This window comes from Alkalihalophilus marmarensis DSM 21297 (genome assembly GCF_000474275.2).
GTDB classification, from domain to species: domain Bacteria; phylum Bacillota; class Bacilli; order Bacillales; family Bacillaceae_D; genus Alkalihalophilus; species Alkalihalophilus marmarensis.
In genome coordinates this window covers 1-25,760 of the sequence record NZ_ATAE01000089.1, presented here as the reverse complement: position 1 = coordinate 25,760, position 25,760 = coordinate 1, and the positions used below count along the sequence as shown (strand labels likewise).

The window sequence follows — 25,760 nt, the reverse complement described above, 5'->3', positions numbered from 1 at the left end:
AGTGTAATGATGTAGCAAATGAGTTCAGTTCTAATTAAGATTGCTTTCATCTGCCGCACCGTCTTTTAGGTTTAGAAGCTACTTATAATGAGGGAGCACAATATTACCTCTTCGCTCCGTTGATCGCAGCGGAAATCAGCCACTACTGCAGGAGGGACTTTAATCAGCCCAACTAAATACTACCTCTTTCGTTTTGTTCATACAAAAAAAGCACCTGGCAAAGGTGCTTTCTCGGGGTGCTGAGCTTTAGTAATTTCCTCAGTCTCTAAACTTAATCTTGTTTATAGACAATTTTATACACATCATGTCTTCTATCGCGAAGCTGATTTACACTTCCGGCACGGCGATGGCGGCGGAGGATTTCAAGGTCAACGTCTCCGACTACAACGGTTTCGATATTAGGGTTGCATTCCCCGACAATGCCATCACGTGCAAACGTAAAGTCTGATGGACTGAAGATACCAGATTGAGCATATTGAATATCCATATTTTCCACCTGAGATAAGTTTCCGACTGTACCAGAAAGAACGGTATATACTTGATTTTCAATCGCACGAGCTTGTGAACAGTAACGTACTCTCAGATAGCCTTGGCGGTCATCGGTACAGAATGGAGTAAAGATAATATTCGCTCCTTTATCAACTGCAATACGACCAAGCTCAGGGAATTCAATATCATAACAAATTTGAATGGCAATCTTTCCGCAGTCTGTATCAAATACATTTACTTTGTCTCCACCATGAATACCCCAGAACTTACGTTCATTTGGAGTAATATGAAGTTTATATTGCTTCTCAATTGTTCCATCGCGACGGAAAAGATACGCAATATTGTAAATCTTCCCTTCCTCTTCAACGAAATGCGATCCTCCAATAATGTTTACATTGTATTTAACCGCTAAATTCGTAAATAATTCAATGTAATCCTCAGTAAATTCCGTCAGCCTGCGAATTGCACGACTTGGGCTTTTTTCCGGTAAGAATGAAAGCAGCTGCAACGTAAAGATCTCCGGAAATACAGCAAAGTCCGATTGATAACTTGCCGCAACATCTGTATAGTACTCACACTGAATCGCGAAATCTTCAAAGGAAGAAATTTTCTTCATCTCATATTGGATCGTCGTAATGCGCACAGGGAAAGATGTTTTAAATTGACGTTTAGGAGTCGTCGGACGATAGTCAATATTATTCCACTCCATCAAAGTCGCATAACGCATGGAAGCACGGTCGTCTTCAAGATAGTTCTGATTAATTCGTTTTAAGCTGAATCCATTCATCACCTGGAAAGTAAGAACTGGATCATACAAGTTATGCATCGTTACTTCTTCAACATATTGACGCGGCGTAAGTTCCTTTGCATGGTTATGATAATTTGGGATTCTCCCGCCGATAATAATACTTTTTAGATTAAGTTCTCTTGCAAGGTCTTTCCTTGCTTCATAAAGTCTTCTGCCGATTTTCATGCGGCGGTACTGCGGGTGAACCATCACTTCAATTCCGTATAAATTGTATCCTTCAGGATCATGATTCGTAATGTAGCCTTCATCAGTAATTTCATCCCATGTATGTTGATCATCGTACTCGTCAAAGTTGATAATTAAACTAGAACATGAACCAATGATTTCCCCGTCATACTCAACACAGAACTGTCCTTCTGGGAAAATATCGATATGACTTTGCAAATGTTCTCTCTTCCATGGCTCCATGTTTGGAAAACAAACTTTTTGCATATTTATAATTGCATCAAAATCACGTTCTTCTATCGTTCGGATAATCATTTTTTTCTCAAATTTGGAAACATCTATTTCTGACATTCATATCATCTCCTTTACCATAACACCCATGAGTTTACCCGTTTTTTGTCGATTTGAACACTCTTTTGAATGGAACACTCTTATTTCTTTTTAGGAAGCAGCATTCTTTTCTATCCGGTGAACAAAAAACGACCTGCCTATATAGCAGATCGTGTCTTTGCCCCGTCTTCTGATACGGAAATATGCACTTGAATCTCACCTAATGTACTTTTTAGGGGAACCGTTATATATGGATAACTGGAGTGGAATTTTGAATCTCCTTCATTGATTACAGGCGGAGTTACATCAATCACACAGCCTTCTTTTGATAGTTCAGTCGCAGTCGTTCCAGCAACCCAGTTTCCGAACTCTTGAACGGCACTGAAGCCCATTTCATCTAGTACCTCTATTTTCATTCCGCCCATCATAGCTCCAACAATACTTAAGGCGGTTTCGGTTTGGAAGGTACATATAATCTGACCTTTTAAGTCGCCTTTAACCCCAAGAATGACGGAGATCCCATGTGAAGGAACTGTCCCGCTGCCTGCACTTGGGCGCATATTCTCAACTTCTACTCCTAAATGACTCGTTAAAATTGATTTTGCAGCACGGCAAATCGCATTTATGTATTGCACATTCATAACGCCAGACCTCCTATGATCTTTCATACCCTTGCCTTTATTGACTTGCTACGTCCTTGATGCCTTGACGCATAATGTACCATTGTTCTCTTGCCATCTCTACAAGCTTTGTTTCAACTGCTCTATTTTTGTGATGAATCACTTCACTAAAATAACGAATGCCATCTGCTTGATTCCCTAATTGTCTCGATAACTCTCCAATCAAATAAAGAATTCTTATGTCACTCATCTGAGTACCAACATAATCCGCTTGTTCATAAGAAGCGATGTATCTTTCTAATGCCTGTTCTAAGAATCGTTTTTCTTCAGATTGGGGTAATTTATTTGAAGATAATTCACTTGAGCGTAATTCACGGTAAACCCAAGCTAACCTCAGGCAAAGCCCGGCAATGACGATATGTTTTTCCTTCTTAAGGACAGCAGACAGTAAGGCCAGCTTCATTGTGCGTATCGCATCGCTTCTTGTTCGCTGCTCTCCAAAATTCTGTTTCTTCCAGCTTTTTAACACTTCCCTTATCGCATCTGAGGACCCTGGAGGAAAGCTTGGTTGGAACATATCTGTAAATGTAAACCCACATTCCGGACAAACTGCGGCTTCATAATAACTAGGATTTAAATCAACTTCTTTATATTCAGTAAAAAAATCATTGTGCAGCTTTTTTACTTTGACAAAGCGAGAACGAATTCTCTTTGTTGTAAATGAATGACCACAAACCATACACGCACAACTTTTATCATAGAGCGGCTCAATTGTATCGTTCATAAGCCTCACCTTAGTTCTTTTGATATATTTTATTTTAGTACAAAAGACCAATATTAGCTATAGGTAATCCTTATTTTAATTAAGACGACAGATTAAACAGAACTTATTACCCAAAAAACCCACAGTGAAAAATTAATATTTTTTATTAGTCATGGTAAGCGCTTGCACAATCATAGAGTAAGAGGAAATATATTTGTACTATCTTAGAAGTGGTTTGAGAATATTTTCTATTTTACAAGCAACCAACAAGCGAAGTGCCATCAATTGACGTTAATGAAAGTGAGGCTTATTAAATGAATAGTTCTAAAAAAGAATGTGTCGCAATGCTTTTAGCTGGTGGGGAAGGAAAGCGATTAGGCTCGCTCACAAAAAAGCTGGCTAAACCAGCTGTGTATTTTGGAGGCAAATATCGCATTATTGATTTCCCGCTCAGCAATTGTACAAACTCTGGTATTGATACAGTAGGAGTTCTCACTCAGTATGAACCATTAGCACTTAACACCCACCTTGGAATTGGAACTCCTTGGGGGCTTGATCATCGTCAAGGGGGATTAACAGCATTGCCTCCATTTGTAGAAAAAGCAGGGGGGTCCTGGTATCTCGGAACAGCAGACGCTATCTATCAAAATACTTGCTTCATTGAACAATACGAGCCCGAATACGTACTCGTGTTATCAGGAGACCACATTTATAAAATGGATTACGACAAAATGCTTCAATACCATAAAGAAAAACAAGCAGATGTGACGATCTCAGTCATTGAGGTGCCTATGGATGAAGCGAGCCGTTTTGGCATCATGAACACCGATGAAGACTACACGATCAATGAATTTGAAGAAAAACCTAAACACCCGAAAAATAACCTAGCCTCTATGGGAGTTTATTTATTTACATGGTCTTATCTGAAATCATTTTTAACTAATGATGCGTTAAATCCTCATTCTGAGCATGATTTCGGGAAAAACGTCATCCCTTCTATGCTCGAAAGTGATCTCAAGCTTGTTGCCTATCCTTTCTCCGGGTACTGGCGTGATGTTGGAACCGTTCAAAGTTATTGGGAAGCGAGTATGGACCTTTTAGCTACCGACTCTCCTCTTGATTTACATGAAGACGCGTGGAGAATTTATTCAACTAATCCTAATCAGCCTCCGCAATATATAGCCGCCGGAGCAAAAATCAGCCGTTCTTTCATTAATGAAGGGTGTCTAGTCTATGGAAAGCTTGTGAAATCGATACTATTCCATGGAGTTAAAGTCGGGCAACACAGTGAAGTGACAAATTCTATTTTGATGCCTAATGTACAGATCGGCTCAAATGTGACCTTAACAAATGTCATTGTGACAGAGGGTACTCAAATTCCTGATGGCACAAGAATTACTTCTTCTAAACATGACATTTTAGTTATCGATCAAGAGACAAAATTTGAAGCGTTAACGATGTTAGCGTAAGGAGGATGGTCGTTCATTGAAGCGATTAATGGGGGTAATTAACTTAGATGCTGAACAAGATCTGCTAGGAGAGTTAACTTACTTTAGATGCGGAGCTGCTGTGCCGTTTGGCGGGCGCTACCGTTTGATTGATTTTGTTTTATCCAATATGGTTCATGCACAAATTTCAGAAATTGCGGTTTTCACAAGAAGAAAATATCGATCATTAATGGATCATTTAGGGAATGGCAAGGCGTGGGATCTCGATCATGTTAAAGGCGGGCTCTTCATCCTTCCTCCAGACTGGAATGACCCGACTGATATCTCTAAAGGGGAGCTGCAGCATTTTCATAATAATCGCGACTTCTTTGCCCGAGGCCAAGCAGACCATGTCCTTATTACGGGCAGCCAGCACGTCTCAACCGTTGATTTTGAAGAAGTCTTCACTCAGCACCTAAATACCAATGCAGATGTGACAGTCGTCTATCAACACAATGAAAAGATGGTAACAGATACACCATTTTCAAAGAAAATTACAATAGATAAAACAGGCCACGTACGTGATCTGACAAATGATCAAAAAAATCCTAACTATTATATGAATATGTATATCATTAAAAAAGATCTTTTACTCGAGTTAGTGGATTCATGTATTGCTCGGGGAAAATCATTTCTTTTTGAAGAGGGTATTATCCCCCGTGCTGACAAGCTTAATATTAGAAGCTATGCATACAAAGGCTACCTTGCCGTTATTGATTCACTATCTGCATACTACCAACAAAGTATGAAGCTTTTATCCGACCAACATTTTGAGGAATTATTCTTATCAAAAAAGCCATTGTTGACCAAAATTAAGAATGAACCCCCTACTGTGTATAAAAGAGGTTCAAACGCAACGAACTCATTAATAGCCAACGGCTGCGTTATTGAAGGGAAAGTATCTAACAGCATCTTGTTTCGCGGGGTTAAAGTAGAGCGTGGCGCTGTGATTGAAAACTCCGTGATTATGCAGCGGTGCGTCATCAAAAAAGGAACCGTCCTAAAGAATGTTGTTCTTGATAAAGACATTACTCTTACACCTAATAAAACCTTAATTGGAGCAGATAAACAGCCTTATGTGGTAGCTAAACGAAAAGTGATTTAACGATTAAAGGAGAGAAGCCAGCAATGAAAATCGCCATGGTCGCAACTGAATGCACCCCTTTTTTTAAAACAGGAGGCTTAGCTGATGTTATCAGCTCGCTTCCAAAAGCTTTGACTCACCTAGATCATGAACTAACTGTCTTTCTTCCAAAGACAGCTTCCCTCTCCTCTATTGTGTTAGAGCAGCTTGAATGGGTGGAAACATTTGATGTAGCTGTCAAATGGAGAAATCAACATTGTGCCGTGTTACGCTACAAAGAGCATAAGGTGACATACTACTTTATTGAAAATGACTATTATTTTGACCGTGTACCCTTTTATGGGCAAGCAGATGACGGGGAACGCTTTGCTTTCTTTACTCACGCCGTCTTAGATACTATTAACAAGTTAAATTTGACTATTGATATTGTTCATTGTCATGACTGGCAGACTGGGCTTATTCCTGCATATATAAAAACCGGAGCATTAGAGAGTCAGCCTAAGATTATCTACACCATTCATAATCTTAGATACCAAGGGGTCTTCCCCCACTCGGTTTTCGATGAGCTCCTACATTTAAACGAGGAGCATCGCTTGGGTCTTGAACTTAACGAGAACATTAATTTTATGAAGGCGGCAATCTATCATGCTGATTGGATTACAACTGTAAGTCCAACTTATTCAGAAGAAATTCAAACCCCCGCTTTTGGAGAAGGTTTAGATAGGCTCTTGTGTGAAAGAAAGCATTCTTTGTCGGGTATCATTAATGGGATTGATGAGGATTATTACAATCCGGCAAAAGACTTTCATATTCCTTATACGTACCATCGTCAGCCTGAGAAAAAGCAAGAGAATAAAAAGGCCCTTCAAGATAAATTAGGATTAACAATCAGTGAAAACACGCCAATGATCGCCCTAATATCAAGGCTTGTTGATGAAAAAGGAGTTTCTTTATTGGTTGATACCGCCGATGAGCTGCTTTGTGAAGAAGATGTTCAGCTTGTGTTGTTAGGGTCAGGTGATGCTCATCTTGAGGAACAATTAGAACGGATGGCTCGTACTCACCCAGAACGCGTATCTTTTTATAAAGGCTTTAATGAAAAGCTCGCAGCTTTTATGTATGCAGCAGCTGATTTCCTGCTCATGCCATCAAAATTTGAACCATGCGGGCTAAGCCAGCTAATCGCTCTTCGTTATGAAACGGTTCCGATTGTTCGGGAAACCGGCGGCTTAAAGGACACGATTTCTTCATTTAATGAGTTTAATGGAGAAGGAAATGGTCTAAGCTTCACGAATTACAATGAGAGAGACTTTCTTTATACCGTTCGACGCGGTTTATGGTTATTCCGCGAAGAACATCTGTGGAACCAGCTGCTTCAAAATATATATCAAAGCAGCAGTAATTGGGTACACTCAGCAAAAGCGTATGAGAACGTCTATAATTATGTGATGACAAAAGGAGCGTGGGATCAACGCGATGAATAAAGAGACATTTGCAGCACAATTTCAAGAAGAGCTGTTAACCACATTCAGCAAACAGCCCGATGAAGCAACAAATAAAGAAGCATTTCAAGCAATTGCCCTTCTAGTCAATAAAGAAGTGAACAGCAATTGGCAGCAAACAAAGCAAGTCCACCTTAGCAACGATGAAAAACAGATGTATTATTTCTCGATGGAATTTTTGCTAGGTCGTCTGTTAGAGACAAACCTTTTGAATCACGGCTGGTATGATGTATGCTGTGAAACACTGAAGGAATATGATTTTAATCCAGATGAGGTGTTTCAAGAAGAGGCTGATGCGGGCCTTGGCAATGGCGGCCTCGGCAGATTAGCCGCTTGCTTTCTTGACTCTCTCGCTTCATTAAACCTTCCAGGACATGGCATTGGCATTCGATATAAATATGGCCTCTTCCAACAGAAGATGGTGAACGGTTACCAAGTTGAACTTCCGGACTACTGGCTTAAAGACGACTACATGTGGGAGACGAAACGGTCTGAAAAAGCGATTGAGGTTCACTTTGGAGGGCACGTCAAACCTGCTTATGTAGATAACAAGCTGGTTTTCGAACACTACGATTACGAAAAAGTACTAGCAGTCCCTTATGATGTTCCTATCGTCGGCTATGCGACAGACAATGTAAATACATTAAGATTGTGGAGTGCAGAATCAACCAATAACCCTTTTCACTTTAATTCCGTACAAGGAAAAGACTATTATCATTATTTGGATTACAAGCGCTCTGTTGAAAAAATTTCAGAGTTTCTCTACCCTGATGACTCTTCCTATGATGGAAAACTGCTACGTTTAAAACAACAGTATTTCTTAGTTTCAGCTGGTGTTCAAAGTATTTTAAATCAATTTCTTAAGAGCAATCAGCCTCTGAATGAACTGCCAAATAAAATTTCCATTCAAATTAACGATACCCACCCTACCCTTGTGATTCCTGAATTGATGCGCTTATTAATGGATGTTCACGGACTCGGCTGGGATCTAGCTTGGGAGTTAACGACGAAAACCGTTGCCTACACGAATCATACGACATTAAGTGAAGCCTTAGAAAAATGGCCTAAAGAAATGGTAAGAGAGCTCCTGCCTAGACATTATTTAATTATTGAAGAAATTAATGAACGTTTCTGTCAGGATATTTGGTTTAATCACCCTGAATTGCGTGATCAAATTGCTGACATGGCCATCATTTCCTACGGACAGATCCATATGGCACATCTTGCAATGGTAGGCAGCTTTAGTGTGAATGGTGTAGCCAAGCTTCACACAGATATTTTAAAAGATCGTGTGATGAAACCTTTTTATACGATGTATCCTGAACGCTTCTCAAATAAAACAAACGGGATCACCCACAGGCGCTGGCTGCTTCATGCGAACCCTGAGCTTGCTTCCCTTTTAAATGAAACAATCGGAAAGAGCTGGATCCAAGAGCCTAAAGAATTAATCAATATATTAAAATACGTAGGTGATTCCTCATTCCAATCAGAGCTCGCACGTGTGAAAAAGAAAAATAAAAGCAGGCTAGCTTCCTATATTAATCATAAGCATGGCATTTTAGTCGATGAGAACTCAATTTTTGATGTTCACATTAAACGGCTGCATGGCTACAAGCGTCAATTATTAAATGTATTTCATATCCTTCACCTGTATCATTTGTATCGTGAGAACCCATCAATGAACTGTACTCCTAGAACCTTCATCTTCGGAGCGAAAGCTGCTCCTAGTTACCACTTCGCAAAGCATGTCATCAAGTTAATCACAACCGTTGCAGATAAAATTAATCATGACCCTGCTATCAAAGATAAGTTGAAAGTCGTTTTCCTTGAAAATTATAGTGTAAGTCTAGCTGAAAAAATCATTCCGGCATCTGATGTAAGCGAGCAGATCTCTACTGCGAGCAAAGAAGCATCCGGTACAGGAAATATGAAGTTAATGATGAACGGAGCTTTAACACTCGGAACACAGGACGGGGCAAACGTAGAAATAGGCGCTGCTGTCGGCTCTGATAATATTTTCACCTTTGGTCTTACTGCCGATGAAGTATTTGAGTATCAGCAAAGCGGAAAATATAAAGCACGCGATTATTATAATAGTGATTTCCGCCTCCGTAATGTAATTGATCAATTAATTAACCAATCGTTTACACAAGATGATGTAGAATTCAAAGATATCTATTATTCTCTTCTTTTTAATAACGATGAATATTTTGTTCTAAGAGATTTTGACAGCTATGTAGAAGCACAGCAGTTGATTGAGCAGACCTACCGCGATCAATCCAGCTGGTTAAAGAAAAGCGCAACAAATATTGCGCATTCAGGTAAATTTTCAAGCGATCATACGATTATGGAATATGCAAATGAAATATGGAACATCTCCTCCTCGCAATATTCAAAAGCATAACGATCAAAAAGTGCTTAGGGACCCAACCCTAAGCACTTTTTCTATGATATGTGTGAATCATTATTTCGGTTATTTGACACTTGCCCTTCCCTTCTTATTCGATCAATAACCATTTGAGTAATATACATCATCATTGATTTAGTAAAAAACAAGAAAAACAATTGGATGCGATTTATACGAACTAAAGAAGAAATACCAAATCGTTTTAAAAGTGTAATGATCGGACCGACAAATAGTAAATGAATCATCGTATTCAATAAAAAATATCGTAAAAATATTCCGTACGTTGCCTTTAATATGATCAAGGAACCAATAAAAAAAGGACCAAAAATAAGCGGAAACTCCCCTGGAACCTTAGGGTGAAGCTTTTCATAAAACCACCACCACACTCGCTTTTTAGCTATGATGCTTTCTAATATCACGATGAGGGACATCACCAAAGTAGCCGGCAGATATCTCTTCAACGTTCTTTTGCCTAAAGTAGTGGCTGTAAAGAAAGAAAGGATTATGATCATGATTGAGAATATCCGGTAATTCTTCACCTTTTTCAACACCTTCTTAAGAAAACTAATCATACCATTGATAAGGTTAGCTTTACCGACATTTTCTAGAAGATACACCTTTCTAATCAGCCGTTCTTAATGCCTCTGCTTTCCATAAGATCATTAAACATACAAGCACCAGCCCTGCTGCACTGTAGAACATAATTTGTTCAATCGGCAAGCCAGCCGCTAAAAGCATAGAAGTGGACAAGTAAGAGATCGGCATCAATCCCATTGAAGCAAAAGAAGTTAAACTCATCACTCTTCCGAGGTACTCTCCTTTTGTGTGGCTTTGAATAACAGTAATCAGAGGAATGTTCGTTATACTAACAGCTGCCCCGAGCAAAATAATAAACAACATGCTTCCTATAATGGTTGTTGATAAACTAAGCCCTAAAAACATTAGCCCTATAAATGACATGGCTATGATTGAAACTAATCCTCTTTTCCGCTGCACATTGACGATGCCAATAATGATTCCGCCTGCTAACATGCCAGCTGCAATTCCTCCGTTTAACAATGCATACGTCACTTCATCTCCGTGAAGTACATGTGAAGCAAATATCGGCATCCCTAACTGAAGCGGCCCGCTGAAAAAGAAGTTTAGAAAGATTGTTGAAGCCATTAAAGCAAGAAGGAACGGACTTTGCTTTACGTAGTGGAACCCTTCCTTCATTGCTTGTATGACCGTTTCCGTTTGACCAGCAACTGCTTCACTCGCTTTTTTCTCAGGTATTTTCTTTTTCAGAACCAAATCAATGACTCCGGCCAAAAGCAGCAATAAAGCTGTTATCCCAAAAAGCAGGACATATCCACCTAGAGCCAGCATGCTTGCCGCTAGTAATGGACCTGCAATCATAGATCCTTGACGGGTCATATCAATAATTGTATTTGCCCGAGTCAACTGTGATTGTTTTACACATTCAGGTAAAATCGCACCGCTTGCCGGCCAGAAAAAGGCATCAAGAACACCAAATATAAAAGCTAAGATAACAAGCGGCCAGATCGTAAATAAATCAAAAAAGAATAAAGAAATTACACCAAGTAATAAAAGCCCTTTCAAGAAATCTGATAGAAACATGACCCAAGCTTTACTCATTCGATCGGCGATGACCCCGCCAATCAGCATAAAGATCAGTCTCGGTACACTTGATGCAAAAAAGACGATACCAAGCATTACTTCTACACCTAAATAATCAACGACATACCAATTGGTTGCTACCATAAAAAAGGATACACTTAAACTTGAAACAAGCAGCGTGAAAAATAACAACAAAAAGCGGTACTCTTTCAATAAGGAACGTTCTCGAACGACTGCAGACTCTTCTTTCTCCACTGATAGCTCTGCCATTACAGCCAACCTCTTTTCAATTTAATTGTAAGTCTATTACGACACAGATCGAATATCCCTTCAAAAAAATAGATGAAGACAGGTCTCACCTATTTAATTAATAAACGCTCTAATGACCTAATAACTTGCTTAATTTCTTCTTGATTTACTTCATAGTACACTTTATTTTCTCTCCTATTGGCCTGCACAAATTGTCTTGCTACTAAAGCAGATAAGTGATGAGAGATCGTGGAGTTCGACACGTCTAAATGCTGGGCCAATTCATAGCCATACATGGGCTGCTTATTAAGAAGCTGAAGCATCTTAAATCGCTTTTCATCTGTCATGGTACGAATAGACTCTAATGTTTCTTTCTCCCCTCTGCCGACATCCTGCACTTCAATATGCCTGATTCCCGGTACATATGCAGTGAGGTTGATTTTTCTAATCGACATAAAAAGCATTGAAAAATCCATAAAATAAGATGGTGTTACAATGACCTTCTCCCACTCTTCCACATTGATCACAAATTGTTTATTCAATGTATTAAAGTAGTTCTTCGTTCTCTCGTTGGTAAAGTCCGTCATCGTGTCAATCCACTTTTGTTGATCTTTGACTATCTGAGCCTCAACCGATTCGTAGTAATGGTAATAAAAACGTTCTATTAATTTAATTAACCGCTGCTTTGTTTTCGGTCCATCAAAAATTAAATAACTTAATTTCCATTTTTCTGTTTCTGGCACATTTAATTTATTCAAAAAAGAGATCACAGCACTCGGATCAGAAAACGTTGTTAGCTCTTCGTCAGGACCAAATCCTGTATTTATGAAATAATAATACAGTTCTTCATCCTCTAGATTGTGCAATGCACTAAGAAACGAATGAACATCACTATACAATTCATACTTAATAATCAGGGGTATTAATGTGATTGCTAAGTAACTTTCATGGTGAAAGAACGTTTCGAGCTCTTTCATCATTTCTTCAGGTACTTTCTTTCTTGTTTCAAGCACCCATGTTTCTATCTCTTTTGTCACCTGCCCGCCTAATCCCTCAGTTTCCTTTAGCTGCTCATGATTGACTACTCTCAGCATACTGGCTAATAAATCAATGACAGTTGAGGATACAAACGTCATTTTCTTCAATGGCTCCATTTGGTACCTCCAAACACTATATAATCAAACATTCGATTTATATAGAATTATATGTATGATAACGATCGAATGTCAATGCAAATAAAATAAAATGGGAATCAAGTGTTTAATTACTAATATGCTCGTCCCCTGCAATAGTGGTTAATCTCCACTGCAGGCGAACACTTTCCGCGGGCGGTCTGGGAGACTTTCTCGTTGCTTGGCTAATGCAAGGTCTTCACACTTTTCAGGCAACTGAAGAAAACACCTCCCTGCAGCAGCTGTTGATTTCCACTGCAGGCACACGCTTTCCGCGGGCGGTCCGGGAGCTTCCTCGTCGCTACGCTCCTGTGGGATCTCCCCTGGTCACGCACATCCCGCTGGAGTCGGTGCCTTCCGCTCCAATCAACGGAGCGTGGATATTGCATGGTGCGCCCTTATTATAAGCAGCATCTAAACTTAAAGGACAGTGCCGCAGCAGATGAAAGCAATTATAATTAGAACTGAGCTTCCTACATCATTCCATTGCATTTCTGGAAAAAGCAAAAACTTAGCGGATGAACTATACGGAGACTCCTATGGTGCCTAGAGCAGAGCTGAGATCCCACAGGGCTACAGCCCGAGGAAGCTCAGCAGCTCACCATGGAAAGCGAAGTATAGTTCAGGAGCGGCGAGTCCGCTATAACCCACGTTTAAGGCATTTTAAGTTTTGAAGCTATGTGCAGGAGTGAGATCGCGTAGGGCAATGCAAATTAAACAAAATGGTAAGTAACTGAAGTGTTTTACTACATTTACAATCAAAGCGCTAATCTAGGTGATGCTAAAAGAGTCCCTATGGTGCCTAGAGCAGAGCTGAGATCCCACAGGGCTACAGCCCGAGGAAGCTCACTAGCTCCCCACGGAAAGCGTAGTATATTTCAGCAGCGGCGAGCTTGCTATAACCAATGTTTGTGGCACTTTAAGTTTTGAATCTATCACTACATCATTTCACTGTATTATTTGTTATTCATTTGAACTGAACTGTGACTTTTCCTTACAGCATTTAACAATTCAGCTGCTCTCTTACCTCAATTGCAAGTTTAGGGTCATCTGTGAACACACCTTGACAGCCCCACTTCATATATATAGCAAGCTGATCTCTCTCATTTACGGTATAAGGTCTAATGTTCACACCGCTCTTGATAAGATCTCTCGCTTCCTCCTCTAATAATAACGGCGATAAAAAATGATAGCCCCGGGCTCCAACGATACGTTTTACATATGCCTCAGGATCATGGAGCGCGGCAGTCACAATGACAGCTGTTTCAATCTCAGGTGTGTGCTGTATCGCTTGGTAAATGACTCGGTGATCAAATGAAGAGAGAATTACTTTATCTATGAGCTGATAGTCTTTAATTAAAGGAATAATCGTCTGAATCACATGATTTCTTTGATGTATAGCCCCTTTTAATTCAATGTTTAATTTCATTCCATTTTCGCTTGCCCAGATCAGTACCTCCTCGAGTGTTGGAATTGCCTCATCTTTAAAACGAGGACCAAACCACTCTCCTGCGCTTAAACTCTTTAATTGTTCTACCGTATATGAACTAACCTTGCCTAATCCATTGGTCGTTCTCTCTAACGTCGTATCATGAATAACCACCGGTACAAGGTCCTTACTTAACTGAACGTCAAACTCTATCCCGTCTGCCCCGTATAAATGTGCCGCTTCAAAGGCTGACATGGTATTCTCTGGAAAAAACTTCGAAGCACCCCGGTGAGCAAAAATAGCGGTATTGATCATTAATCGATCTCCTTTTCATCAAATTTATTTCATGTGAAATTCATTTTGAAATCCATTCAATGTATATCATATCTTCCTTCACTATATGTTCGATACAAATAAAAAGATGCCTTCCTGCTTATAAAGAAAGGCACCCCCATTTATATTATTTCTTTTGTTGACCAGCTCTTGCGTCTGCTTCTTTCATGCGAACCATTGCTTCTTGATCTTCTGAATCAGCAAATTCCTTGGAAAACTCTACCTCATCGTATGGACCTTGATATTGCATGTTTTCTTGGCTGTTCTGTTGTTTTTGCTTTTGGTTTGGGTTCTTATTCATCTTCATACCTCCTCGTTTTAGATAAAGAGACAGATTGGCCTTTATCAACTGTTAGTATGTACGAAGGAATAAGTGAGTTATTCATTTACAACCAAGTCTCATTGTTCGGATCAACTAAAAAACAAGAATCCAAACACGCCAAAGATTAATGTAGAAACAATCACAATGACTAGTCCAACAAGTGTTTCATAAGGCAATAACTTAAAGCGCTCTTTCATCGCCATCCCAACACTTGCTCTTGTAATATGAAAAAACGTCCCATGAGGCATATGATCAAGAACAGTTGCTCCTGCATGGACCATAGCAGCACCTGCTAAGGCATGAATACCAAGTTCAAGAATGGTCGGAGCAAACACATTACCCGCTACGGCTGTCGCTGCAGCGGTAGATCCCGTGGCTGCTGACATCGTAATTCCTGCAATAGGCGCTAGGAAGTAAGCAGGTAAACTCAAAGCATCAATCCCATTTAAGATGGCTTCAATCAAAGCGGAATGCGCGATAATACCAGCTAATGTTCCTGTGCCTAATAATAAGATAGCCACCCCTGCCATTTTTTCAAGACCAGATGTAATATAAGCATTTAAATGTTTACCTTTCCCCATAATGAGTGCTCCAACAATCCCCCCAATAGGAAGGGCAAAAAGCGGATCAACATGGATGCCAAACAATGGCTGTAAAAGCAATAAAGCAATTGCTACACCTGGTGCAGTCAGGGCTTTTGCCAAGCTTGGAGAATCCCCTTTCACCTCACTTGAGAGTTCAGTATCATCAACGGGCGCTCCAACATTTCGTATTCTTTTTGCCAAAATATACGTAGCACCTATCCCAAAAAGTGCTGGTACTACTCCAACAAACATCACAGAAGTCAGTGGTACTTGAAAAGCCTCTGCTGCTGCTATTGTATTTGGGTTAGGAGAAATAATATTCCCAGCCTTGCCCCCGCCAGAAATCGCCAAGAGTACTGCCATCTTAGACAAATTCGCTCGCTTAGCGATAGAAAGCGCGATTGGTGCTACTGTTAAAACAGCAACTCCAATAAATACGCCGACTCCTGTTAAAACCATCGTTGCACCGGCCACAGCAAGTAACGCTTTCGTTTCTCCGAGCTTATATAATATAGACTCGGCAATCGTCTTTGCTGCGCCTGATTCAATCAGCACGCCAGCTAGAATACCAGCTGCTAATACACGTAAAACAACACCGACCATTCCTTCAGCTCCGCCAATCATAAGCCCAACTGTTTCAACTAATGTAGCACCGCCAATCACACCGCCGATTAAAGCACCTGTCATCATCGCATAAGCTGGTGCTACTCGGATGAGGATTAAACCGATGGTAGTAATAAGAGCGAACATCGTTCCTAGTATCGTTAATTGTATATCCATGTTGTCATCACCTAACTATATGTAACTATTTCTATAAAAAATCAATCATTATGTCATTCTTATCCATACATCATACCCCTTTTCTCTTTAGAAAACTAGCATTGTGAGAATACCTTACAAACTAGTTGATAGATGACAAAATGCTTGCTAGTATGACAACTAGCTTGTCTTGCAGACATATTTTTTTTAAGAGCTTGACAAACTCGGTATATTTTCGGAATATTAATACTATTAATGCAACTAAAAGGGGGTTTTATTATGGAAGAAAGCCGATTAATTCAGACAATCAATGAAATCAGTGGCTTTGTATGGGGTCCACCGCTGCTTATTTTATTAGTCGGTACGGGTATTTATCTTACATTTCGTCTCGCTTTTCTTCAATTTCGAACATTACCTTACGCTTTGAAGCTTGCTTTCAGCAAAAAGCAAGATAAGAGTTCAGAAGGAGATATCTCCCATTTCCAATCATTAATGACTGCACTCGCAGCAACTGTCGGTACAGGTAACATTGCCGGGGTAGCAACCGCAGTCGTAATCGGGGGACCTGGTGCTGTATTTTGGATGTGGCTGTCTGCGATTTTTGGGATGGCAACAAAATATGCAGAGGCTATTTTAGCTGTTAAGTATCGTGAAAAAGATAAAAACGGTCAAATGGCTGGCGGTCCGATGTATTATCTCGAAAAAGGACTGAAAATGAAATGGCTTGGTGTAACATTTGCTGTTCTGGCTGCCATTGCTGCGTTTGGAATTGGAAATACAGTTCAATCAAACTCAGTAGCCGCTGTTATTGAGAGCAACTGGGGTATTAATCCATGGATCACAGGTATTTTATTAGCAATTTTCACAGGACTTGTTTTACTTGGCGGTATTCGCAGTATCGGCCGTGCCGTTGCGTTTATCGTTCCATTGATGGCTTTATTCTATGTAGGAGCTGGACTTATTTTAATTTTAGGTAATGTAGCACTTGTTCCTAGTGCAGTAGCATTAATTTTCTCTGATGCCTTTACAGGTCAGGCTGTAGCCGGCGGTGCAATCGGAGTTGTTATTCAATACGGGGTAGCTCGTGGTGTATTCTCGAATGAAGCAGGTCTAGGTTCTGCTCCAATCGCTGCTGCTGCTGCTAAAACCGATTACCCAGGACGCCAAGCGCTTGTTTCAATGACTCAAGTGTTCATTGATACGATCATTATCTGTTCAATTACGGGTATTGCCCTTGTTATGGGTAACTTATATACAGGCGGCGAAACGGGTGCGGCACTGACTTCCGCAACGTTTGAATATTTCTTAGGGCCGGCTGGGGCAGTCGTCGTTGCTGTAGGTCTTGTATTCTTTGCTTATTCAACCATTTTAGGTTGGTCTTATTACGGCGAGAAATGTTTCTACTATCTATTTAAATCTCAAACATCGATTATAGTTTACCGTGTTTTATTCGTTCTAGCTGTAGCAGTCGGTGCTGGTGCCAGCTTAGATGTTGTATGGGGTGTAGCTGATATTATGAATGGTTTAATGGCGATTCCGAACTTAATTGGTCTTCTTGGACTCTCAGGCGTTGTTGTCGCTGAGACACACCGCTTCTTAAAACAAATGCGAGAAGAGAAGGCCCAAAACACCGGTGTAAGGCAAGAAGGGTAAAAAAACAAAAATCCAGCCGCAAAATATGTGGCTGGATCTTTTTATTTAAATTCCCCTCTTCCAACCATAAAAGATTATGATATTCTTTAAGTTATAATAATCTTCTAATTACTAGCGAGCAAAACAAATTACGCCTGGCAAATTAATACTGCTCAAAGGCTGCAGGTAAAACACTTATCACTTTTTTAATGGAAAAGGGTTAAACCGTGAAATTAACAAATTTAGTCGAGAAACTCCTTACATGTAATCAATTTTAAAAGGAGGCTTATGAATGAAACAAACTGATATTATCCCTTTTTATGGCGGTACCCACCCTGAATTATTTGAGATTGAACGCCGGTGTATGGACCGGGAGGGGAAAGTAATAGATGAACTACAACAACTGCTGCCTAATGGATTGATTCTTGATATAGGAGCAGGAAATGGGTTTACAGCAGCAAAGCTGCAAACCACTCAACGTACGATTATTGGAATGGAGCCCGATGAGTTAATGATTGACCGCACAAAGCAAGTGATTTTTACAAAAGGCTGCGCTCAGGATATTCCTTTTCACACTCATACATTTGATGCCGCCTATTCCACTTGGGCCTTCTTCTTTGAAGGAATCACTGACCTTGATAAAGGGATAGCCGAAATGAAACGGGTAGTTAAAAAAGGCGGGCCATTGATAATCGTTGACAATTACGGGGAAGATGAGTTTTGTGCGCTCTCAGACCGTTTAATTACGAGCAGCACAAATCACTGGATTAAGCGCGGTTTTGATTATCACGTAATTGAGACAGCTTTTATCTTTGATCATGTGGAAGAAGCACGTAAGCTGTTAGGCTTTTATTTTGGAGAACCGGGAAAGGCTGTGGAGAAAACTCGATTTGAATACAAAGTGGCCGTTTATACAGCTTTGAATGATTAATCTAATCTGTCTGCTCTTTTGGCGTAGATATATAAGTGTTCATTGTATTCTTTGAAGGAATTTATGCGTTAGTTGGCAAGCAGATTGTGCGTGTTGATCACGTTATTGCGTTCGTTGCCGGACTTATTGCGTCGTTCTCTTGTTATTGTGAGGATTCAACCAAGATATGTGTCGCTGTGCATCAGAATTAGATTGGTTCACCGCGGAATTGCGCCACTCTAGCTGCATAACTAAGGAGCTGACCCACTCGGATCAGCTCCTCTTCATTTATTTCATTGATACAATAAAGCTTCCGATACGTTTGCTTCCCCAGAAAAACTCGAATTGATCTCCATCTTTAATAGGACCAACTCCTTCTGGTGTACCAGTGTAGATTAAATCTCCTGCATCTAGCCCAAACACTTGCTGACATTCATCGATAATCGCTTGAAAATCAAACATCATCTCATTAATTGTTCCTTCTTGAGCCACTTCTCCGTTTTTAAGAAGTGAGAATGTTTCTTTGCGGCATGCTTCTATGCCTGGGAAAGGAAAGCGCTCTGTCGTGACTGCTGCATTAGGGAACCCTTTCGCTCTATCCCACGGCTGACCTTTTTTCTTAAGCTCACTTTGCACATCTCTTAATGTGAAATCAATCCCAAGTGAAATATCGCTTACTACATCATCTAAGCGGTCACCTTGTTTTACAGGCTTATCGATATGTAGAATAACTTCTAGTTCATGGTGAATCTCCCCTTTATCAGCCGGAAACGTGATGTCTTCTCCTTTAGCATAAGTAAGGGCATGTGTCGGCTTTGTAAAAAGAATTGGAGCTTCCGGCACTTCATTTCCTAATTCAACCGCATGCTTGGCATAATTACGGCCGATACAAAAGATATTTTTCACTTCATTCATGACAATCGCTCCTCTTAAGTAAGTTGTTTAATCCGTGAAATGATTTCTTCACTGACTTCGCCTGTTGTCGCATTGCCGCCCACATCAGGTGTTTTCATACCCGATTCCGTTACATCTTCCACAATTGTGAGCAGCTGATCAGCAAGCTCACTTTCTCCAAAGTGATCAAGCATCATTTTCCCCGTCCAAATTTGCCCGATTGGGTTAGCAATTCCACGTCCAACGATATCAGGGGCAGAGCCATGTACGGGCTCAAACATGGAAGGATGTGTACCGTCTACATTTAAGTTGGCAGCAGGACCGATTCCAATACTCCCCATGACTGCTGCACTAATATCAGTTAAGATATCGCCAAATAAGTTACTCGCCACAATCACATCAAATTCTGCTGGTTTAGACACAAGGAACGCAGATAAGGCATCGATGTGAGCTGTACGTTTTTCAATGTCCTGATAGTCTTGTCCTACTTGCTCAAATACTTCATCCCAAAATGGCATAGAGAATACAATTCCATTTGACTTTGTTGCACTTGTGACATGACCTTTTCGAGTTTTAGCTAAATCAAAGGCATAACGCATCGCGCGTTCTGTTGCTTTTCTCGTAAATACTGCATTTTGGACAACGACCTCATCTTCACCAGAATGGATACGGCCGCCTACTTCACTATATTCACCCTCACTATTTTCACGCACAACAATAAGATCAAACCCGCCAGGATTAGTGACCATCGGCTGAATGCCTCTTAATTGTTTAGCATGTCTAATATTTAATGTTTGTTTAAAACCTCTGCGGATATTGATAAGTAGCCCCCATAAAGAGATATGGTCCGCAACAAGCTTTGGGTTTCCTACCGCTCCTAAAAAGACAGCATCATGCTGGCTAAGCTGATCTAGTCCATCTCTTGGCATCATCTCGCCGTGCTCAAGATAATACTCACAGCTGTATGGATACCACTCATGCTCAAATTTCAGGCCTCCGTGCAGGTCTGCTACTGCATCTAGTACCTTTGTTGCGTACGGCATAATTTCAACGCCAACCCCGTCTCCTGGGATGACTGCTAATTTTATCTGTTTCATTTTTCTACACTCCTCTCCAACTCATATTTTATTAAATAATTCTAAAAATTGAAAGCGCTTTGTTTCGCAAAACGAAAGAAGCGCACAATATATGTTCTACTGTGCGCTCCGTTCATCATATACCAGCAGAACGTTGAAGACGTTTGACAATCTCATCGAAATCTTCCTTAGAGATCCCAGGTGCAAACTCCTCAGGAATTTCTTCTAAGTCAGGCATTGGTGCTCCGGCTGGGGCCCCTACGATCACTTCGAGCTGGCCTCCCTGCAGTGGATGATTTCCTTTCCAGATCTTATCTATATCTCTGTAATCCGTGGCACTCCATGTATATAATTTACGGTGCACGCCCTCTGCTTCGAATTTCCTTGTTGTCTCAAAAGCTGCATTATCCAAGTTTGGAATTGGAAGCATCTTTGTTACATCAACACCTGTTGCAATTTCAATTGCCTTTGCATAAGCCACAACATGAACTCCCCCGCGCACAAGTAAATACCCAATCATCTCACGAGCTACTGGGTTGCTTGTCATTTCATATACACGCATCTTATGTGTTCTCGCTCCGCACTCTAAGAAGAAATTGTGTAATAAATCAAGGATTAAGTTGCCGCTGTTAAAAACATAGTCTCCTCTCCACGATCCTCCCATTGAGTCCATTGGGTAAGACGTTTGTGCCGTTTGAATAAAATGGGCCGTATTCCGCTTGTCAGTAGCTGCCTGCATCGGTGCAATATTCGGGTCTCCTGGGAATGTCGTCCCTTCAATCATTAAGTTAATCGTGTTTGAGACCAGTTCAACATGACCAAGCTCTTCAGCTGTAATACTAGCGACTAAATCAAAAAACGGTTTTAACTTCTTTTTGTTCCGGAAGTTAAATGACTGAAATAAGTAGTTATTTAACGTCGACATCTCCCCAAATTTCCCGCCAAGAAGTTCCTGTACAGCAGCAGCGGCATTGGCATCAGGAGCCTTTGGCTTAGGGAGTTCAATAGCTAAGCGATTATAGCGAGTAAACAAAACAATCCCTCCTATTTCACATATAGTAACTCTATATGTTTTATGTGAGAGATTGTTTGTCTTATTACCTTTTATTTGTCAAAGAGCCGAAGAGCCCCGATACGCTCCATTGCCTCTCTTAATGTGTCTTCATCTGCAAGCAGCCCTATGCGAACATATCCTTCTCCGTATTTACCAAACCCGACCCCAGGAGCGACCACAACTCTTGCTTCTTCAAGAAGAATATCTGCAAATTCTTCTGATGTATAGTCTTTTGGAACAGGGAACCATGCAAAGAACGATCCAAGCGGCGCTTCTGCTTCCCACCCTGCTTTATGTGCTGCTTCAACTAGTACGTTACGGCGGGCCTCATATGTGGCTACAAGATCATCTACACACTGTTGATCTGATAAGAGCGCATGAGCAGCCGCTTCTTGAATCCCTCCAAAAATACTGCAAAATAAGTGATCCTGAAGCTTTTCAATTGCACTCACCACGCTTTTGTTTCCAACAACAAACCCGACTCTCCAACCTGCCATATTGTATGTTTTGGATAACGTCATCACTTCTACACCAACATCTTTTGCTCCTTTTAATTGCAAGAAACTAAGAGGCTTCTTTCCTTCAAAACCAATCGCCCCATAAGCAAAATCATGAACAATACATAGATCATGCTTTTGGCCAAGTTCAATTGCATCTTGAAACAAAACTGGTGTAGCAATCGCGCCAGTTGGGTTATTAGGGTAATTCAAGAACATTAATTTAGCTTGTTCAAGTGTTTCTTCTTTAAGTGTTGTAAAGTCGGGATGAAAATCCAATTCTTGTAACAGAGGCATCATGTGCATCTTTGCTCCGGCAAGCTCAACCCCTGACCAGTAATCAGGGTATCCAGGATCTGGTACGAGGGCAAGATCTTCAGGATTTAACAAGCACTGACTAAGCTCAATTAGACCTGTTTTAGCCCCGCCCAGTACAGCCACTTCTGTTTGTGCATCTATTTCTACTCCGTATTCACGATGGTAATATTCAGCGACAGCTTCCTTTAGAAACGTGTGACCTGCAAAAGGAGCATATTTATGATGCATTGGATTGTCAGCTGCTTCTTTTAATTTCTCAACGATATGTGCAGGTGTCGGCTGATCCGGATTGCCTTGCCCGAGATTAATCACATCATCATGATGTTTCTTCACTTCATTCACTTTATTAACGAGTTTTGCAAAAAATTGATTTGGGAGCCTCTTCATAGCTCTAGATGGTTCAAATGTTTTCATGTGCGTCACCTCTATATTTTCTACCTATTTATTAACTTAAAAATAAAAAAAGAGCCTTTCCATATTCTGAAAAGGCTCTTGTCTGAATAAGACAATTCGCTTATCTTTCAGAATACAATGATTCTGCAGGAAGGAGCACCTTTCCTTGCGGCGGTTGCTGGACGTCGTCGGGCCTGTTCCCTCGGTCTCTCTGGATAAGTGATGATTATTCATTTTGTCTAACACTCTAATGAAAGCGCTACACATTATGTATTTACTCTTTATGAATGAGAGTTTACAGAATTGTTAACGATTTGTCAATCTTTTGTGTCAGAATGTAAAAATCCTTGATTTTTAAGAAACTGATCGAGATGTGCACGCTTTGGGGTAGAGTGGTGAGCTGCCATCATCTCAGTCCACGTTGTTTTCCTTGTACCATTTGTCCGCTCTGTATAATATTGCTTCATTTCTTCATCATACTGAGCAAGAGATGATGTGATTTGATCGTGTTGATATGTCTCATAATGAACAGCACCAGCCTTTGGCAGCCGTGGCTTTTGATCAGGGTTTTGATCAGGATAACCGATACATAATCCCATTACAGGAAATGTATAATCAGGAAGATCGAGAAGCTCACTTACTTGGTCCGGAAGGTTTCGAATGCCGCCGATCATCACTCCGCCAAGACCATAGGACCTTGCAGCAATAAGCATATTTTCAGCTACAAGGGCTGCATCAACTGCTCCTACAAGAACTTGTTCGATGCCTCTAACTTCAAGAGGAGCCCCATGTTTGTCGCTAGCCTTTTTTAGACGGTTATAATCTGCACAAATGACGAAAAATACTGGGCAATCAGCGACATACTTCTGGCTGCCGCATAGCTCACTTAATGTATCTTTTTTCTGCTGATCTGTGACGACAACAATACTGTAAGCTTGAACGTGATGGGAAGTAGGCGCCCACCTGCCGGACTCGCTGATTTCCTCTATCATCCCTTTACTTACTTTTTCACTAGTAAAGGCACGAATCGAACGATGGCTTTGCAAGAGCTCTGTCATTTCATTTTTCATAAGAATCACCCTTTTTTTCTGATTTATTAAATAGTTTACATGATCTATGTAGCTGGAGAAAGAATTGTGTCTTGTGAGAGTAATAGAAATATTTTACAATGAATAAGTTACGATGATTCCAATTTTACACAGGAGGTTTGAGATGAACACACGAGCTACCTCAATCCAAGACAATGATCGGATTGCCTCCCTTGATATGATGCGCGGGCTCGCATTACTCGGGATTTTACTTGCTAACAGCCTGCATTTTCAATACGGTCTTTTCTTGATTCCAGGGCTGCATGATTATTACCCATTAGGTACAATTGACCGAGTTGCTGAGAGTGCGATCTTATTCTTTGCCACAGCAAGCTTTTATACCTTATTTTCATTTTTATTCGGCTACGGGATGGCCCTTTTGAAAGAGAGGCTTGAACAACGCGAACTCCGATTTGGAACTGTATATTATAGAAGAATGTTCCTTCTGCTTTTCGCTGGGTTAGCCCATTACCTTTTGATTTGGGATGGAGATATTCTGATAACATATGCGATCGGAGGATTTATCTTATTTTTGTTTCTCCGCTTAAAGGAACGAGGCCTTCTTATCTGGTCTTTTATCATTTTGTTATTGATGGCTTCAAGTATTGCAATGCCAGAGGATGAATCCACCTTCACTTTTGAAGATTCACTAGCAGCCTACTCTGCAGAAGAAAAAGAAGTGCTCACGTCTGGGACATATGCAGAAGTTGTACAATTCAGGTTAACAACAGATCCATTTGGAATGGGCGGATGGGGCCAGCTCCTTGTTACATTTAATGCGGTAGTAGCTGTTCTTGGCATGTTTTTACTCGGTGCATTTGTTGCGCGGAAAAAGTGGCTGTTGACCATTGAAGAGAACCGTCCATTCATAAAGAAAATATGGTGGATCACGATGCTCGTTGGGTTCCCTGCTAAAATTCCACATGCTTTTATGGGGGATTCCTATTCCTATGAAATGCTTCATATGACAATCGGCGGACCGCTTGTCGCGATGTTCTATGCAACAAGTATTGCTCTTTTAGCTACAAGCCCTAAAGCACAAAAATGGTTACAGCCTTTAGCAAAAGTCGGCAGGCTGTCTCTAACAAACTATTTAATGCAGTCCATCGTCTTTACTACCTTATTCTTCGGGTATGGAATTGGCTTATTTAATAGTATTGGCTATTTTGCTGGTGCCCTTCTAGCCGTTGGATTTTTCTTGCTCCAAGTACTATTCAGCAGCTGGTGGCTCAAACGCTTTAAAATGGGACCGTTCGAATGGGTATGGCGAGCAGGAACCTATCTCGAGATTCCCAAGTTAAAACGATAAATAAAGATAACATATTAACTTGTAAATATACGAACATTAGAGATGCGGCTTATGTATACCTCTCGTAAATGCAGCTTGAAAATAAACGTGTGTTTGAGGAGGGGCGCCGCTCCTGAAATATACTTCGCTTTTCGTGGGGATGCCCTGTGGGATCTCACTCCTGCTCTAGTCCCCACAGAAGTCTCGCATATTTCATCCGCTGATTTATTGCTTTGTGAAAGTATTAAGTGGGGTAATTTTGTTACGATTCAGTTCCCTTAAGGCCAAAGTATAATTGCTTTCGCTTTCTAATGCCTGAAAATTTGCTTTTAATGAAGGAGCAACTTAACAACATTCTTACTCCGTTGATTGGAGTGCAAGGGACTCGACTCCTGCGGGATGTGCGTGGAGGCCACTGATAAACCCATGGTTTTTTTAGTGGCCTGAGGAAATGATTAAAAAAATAAAAAAAAGGGCAGTTTCTTCT

Annotated in this window: 21 protein-coding genes and 1 riboswitch; of the genes, 7 read left to right on the top strand and 14 right to left on the bottom strand. The window is 40.6% G+C overall.

Translation table 11 applies throughout. The features are described from left to right. Positions 1-271: 271 nt before the first annotated feature. The 3 genes from A33I_RS19575 to A33I_RS19565 all read right to left on the bottom strand — a co-directional run bounded on the left by A33I_RS19575 (position 272) and on the right by A33I_RS19565 (position 3,196). Positions 272-1,813 carry a bifunctional GNAT family N-acetyltransferase/carbon-nitrogen hydrolase family protein gene (locus A33I_RS19575; RefSeq protein ID WP_012957657.1) on the bottom strand — a complete coding sequence of 514 codons (1,542 nt, stop codon included), beginning with the start codon at positions 1,811-1,813 and terminating at the stop codon, positions 272-274. 137 nt (positions 1,814-1,950) lie between these two features. Further along, positions 1,951-2,433: a chemotaxis protein CheX gene (locus A33I_RS19570; protein ID WP_022630009.1), complete on the bottom strand. Its 483-nt coding sequence runs from the start codon at positions 2,431-2,433 to the stop codon at positions 1,951-1,953. Positions 2,434-2,470: 37 nt separating this feature from the next. Then, positions 2,471-3,196 (bottom strand): DUF2225 domain-containing protein, encoded by a 726-nt coding sequence (locus tag A33I_RS19565; RefSeq protein WP_022630008.1) that lies wholly within the window; start codon positions 3,194-3,196, stop codon positions 2,471-2,473. Between the two features lie 293 nt (positions 3,197-3,489). Here A33I_RS19565 and A33I_RS19560 point away from each other — a divergent pair, with 293 nt between their 5' ends. The 4 genes from A33I_RS19560 to A33I_RS19545 are packed head-to-tail and all read left to right on the top strand — an operon-like array spanning position 3,490 to position 9,652. Then, the gene (locus A33I_RS19560) at positions 3,490-4,644 is read left to right on the top strand and encodes a glucose-1-phosphate adenylyltransferase (RefSeq protein WP_022630007.1); all 1,155 of its coding nucleotides are present in this window, start codon (positions 3,490-3,492) and stop codon (positions 4,642-4,644) included. Positions 4,645-4,660: 16 nt separating this feature from the next. Next, on the top strand, positions 4,661-5,767 hold the full coding sequence (gene glgD, locus A33I_RS19555; RefSeq protein ID WP_031311920.1) for a glucose-1-phosphate adenylyltransferase subunit GlgD: 1,107 nt from the start codon (positions 4,661-4,663) through the stop codon (positions 5,765-5,767). A 23-nt stretch (positions 5,768-5,790) separates the two neighbouring features. Continuing rightward, on the top strand, positions 5,791-7,230 hold the full coding sequence (locus A33I_RS19550) for a glycogen synthase (RefSeq protein ID WP_022630005.1): 1,440 nt from the start codon (positions 5,791-5,793) through the stop codon (positions 7,228-7,230). Next, on the top strand, positions 7,223-9,652 hold the full coding sequence (locus A33I_RS19545) for a glycogen/starch/alpha-glucan phosphorylase (protein ID WP_022630004.1): 2,430 nt from the start codon (positions 7,223-7,225) through the stop codon (positions 9,650-9,652). Before A33I_RS19550 ends, A33I_RS19545 begins: the two co-directional genes overlap by 8 nt. A 41-nt stretch (positions 9,653-9,693) precedes the next feature. Here the strand turns inward: A33I_RS19545 and A33I_RS19540 are convergent, their stop codons facing one another. The 6 genes from A33I_RS19540 to A33I_RS19520 all read right to left on the bottom strand — a co-directional run bounded on the left by A33I_RS19540 (position 9,694) and on the right by A33I_RS19520 (position 16,144). Next, positions 9,694-10,194, bottom strand: coding sequence for a hypothetical protein (locus A33I_RS19540; RefSeq protein ID WP_152976505.1), 501 nt, complete (start codon positions 10,192-10,194; stop codon positions 9,694-9,696). 82 nt (positions 10,195-10,276) lie between these two features. After that, on the bottom strand, positions 10,277-11,545 hold the full coding sequence (locus A33I_RS19535) for an MFS transporter (protein ID WP_022630002.1): 1,269 nt from the start codon (positions 11,543-11,545) through the stop codon (positions 10,277-10,279). A gap of 89 nt (positions 11,546-11,634) precedes the next feature. After that, on the bottom strand, positions 11,635-12,678 hold the full coding sequence (locus tag A33I_RS19530; protein WP_022630001.1) for an ArsR/SmtB family transcription factor: 1,044 nt from the start codon (positions 12,676-12,678) through the stop codon (positions 11,635-11,637). Positions 12,679-13,699: 1,021 nt separating this feature from the next. Further along, positions 13,700-14,440 (bottom strand): glycerophosphodiester phosphodiesterase family protein, encoded by a 741-nt coding sequence (locus A33I_RS19525; RefSeq protein WP_022630000.1) that lies wholly within the window; start codon positions 14,438-14,440, stop codon positions 13,700-13,702. 145 nt (positions 14,441-14,585) lie between these two features. Further along, a complete protein-coding gene (locus A33I_RS20465; protein ID WP_022629999.1) occupies positions 14,586-14,759 on the bottom strand; it encodes a YfhD family protein in 174 nt (57 codons plus the stop codon). A gap of 110 nt (positions 14,760-14,869) precedes the next feature. Then, positions 14,870-16,144, bottom strand: coding sequence for a GntP family permease (locus A33I_RS19520; protein ID WP_022629998.1), 1,275 nt, complete (start codon positions 16,142-16,144; stop codon positions 14,870-14,872). 258 nt (positions 16,145-16,402) lie between these two features. Here A33I_RS19520 and A33I_RS19515 point away from each other — a divergent pair, with 258 nt between their 5' ends. Together A33I_RS19515 and A33I_RS19510 are read left to right on the top strand one after the other, a co-directional pair. Further along, positions 16,403-17,776 carry an alanine/glycine:cation symporter family protein gene (locus A33I_RS19515; RefSeq protein WP_022629997.1) on the top strand — a complete coding sequence of 458 codons (1,374 nt, stop codon included), beginning with the start codon at positions 16,403-16,405 and terminating at the stop codon, positions 17,774-17,776. A 271-nt stretch (positions 17,777-18,047) separates the two neighbouring features. Continuing rightward, the gene (locus A33I_RS19510; protein ID WP_022629996.1) at positions 18,048-18,686 is read left to right on the top strand and encodes a class I SAM-dependent methyltransferase; all 639 of its coding nucleotides are present in this window, start codon (positions 18,048-18,050) and stop codon (positions 18,684-18,686) included. 267 nt (positions 18,687-18,953) lie between these two features. Here A33I_RS19510 and A33I_RS19505 read toward each other — a convergent pair whose 3' ends face one another. From A33I_RS19505 to nfsA, 5 genes are all read right to left on the bottom strand, one after another. After that, complete coding sequence (locus A33I_RS19505) at positions 18,954-19,580, bottom strand: fumarylacetoacetate hydrolase family protein (protein WP_022629995.1); 627 nt, start codon at positions 19,578-19,580, stop codon at positions 18,954-18,956. Between the two features lie 14 nt (positions 19,581-19,594). Then, positions 19,595-20,656, bottom strand: coding sequence for a tartrate dehydrogenase (locus A33I_RS19500; RefSeq protein ID WP_022629994.1), 1,062 nt, complete (start codon positions 20,654-20,656; stop codon positions 19,595-19,597). Positions 20,657-20,771: 115 nt separating this feature from the next. Next, entirely contained in the window at positions 20,772-21,668 is an 897-nt protein-coding gene (locus A33I_RS19495; protein WP_012957639.1) for a manganese catalase family protein, read from the bottom strand. 71 nt (positions 21,669-21,739) lie between these two features. Then, positions 21,740-22,918 carry a pyridoxal phosphate-dependent aminotransferase gene (locus tag A33I_RS19490; protein WP_022629993.1) on the bottom strand — a complete coding sequence of 393 codons (1,179 nt, stop codon included), beginning with the start codon at positions 22,916-22,918 and terminating at the stop codon, positions 21,740-21,742. Positions 22,919-23,015: 97 nt separating this feature from the next. Next, positions 23,016-23,119, bottom strand: a riboswitch (SAM riboswitch). A gap of 95 nt (positions 23,120-23,214) precedes the next feature. Then, the gene (gene nfsA, locus A33I_RS19485) at positions 23,215-23,967 is read right to left on the bottom strand and encodes an oxygen-insensitive NADPH nitroreductase (protein WP_022629992.1); all 753 of its coding nucleotides are present in this window, start codon (positions 23,965-23,967) and stop codon (positions 23,215-23,217) included. Positions 23,968-24,109: 142 nt separating this feature from the next. On the opposite strand from nfsA, the gene A33I_RS19480 reads away from it, so the two are divergent. Then, complete coding sequence (locus A33I_RS19480; RefSeq protein WP_022629991.1) at positions 24,110-25,294, top strand: DUF418 domain-containing protein; 1,185 nt, start codon at positions 24,110-24,112, stop codon at positions 25,292-25,294. Positions 25,295-25,760 lie beyond the last annotated feature (466 nt).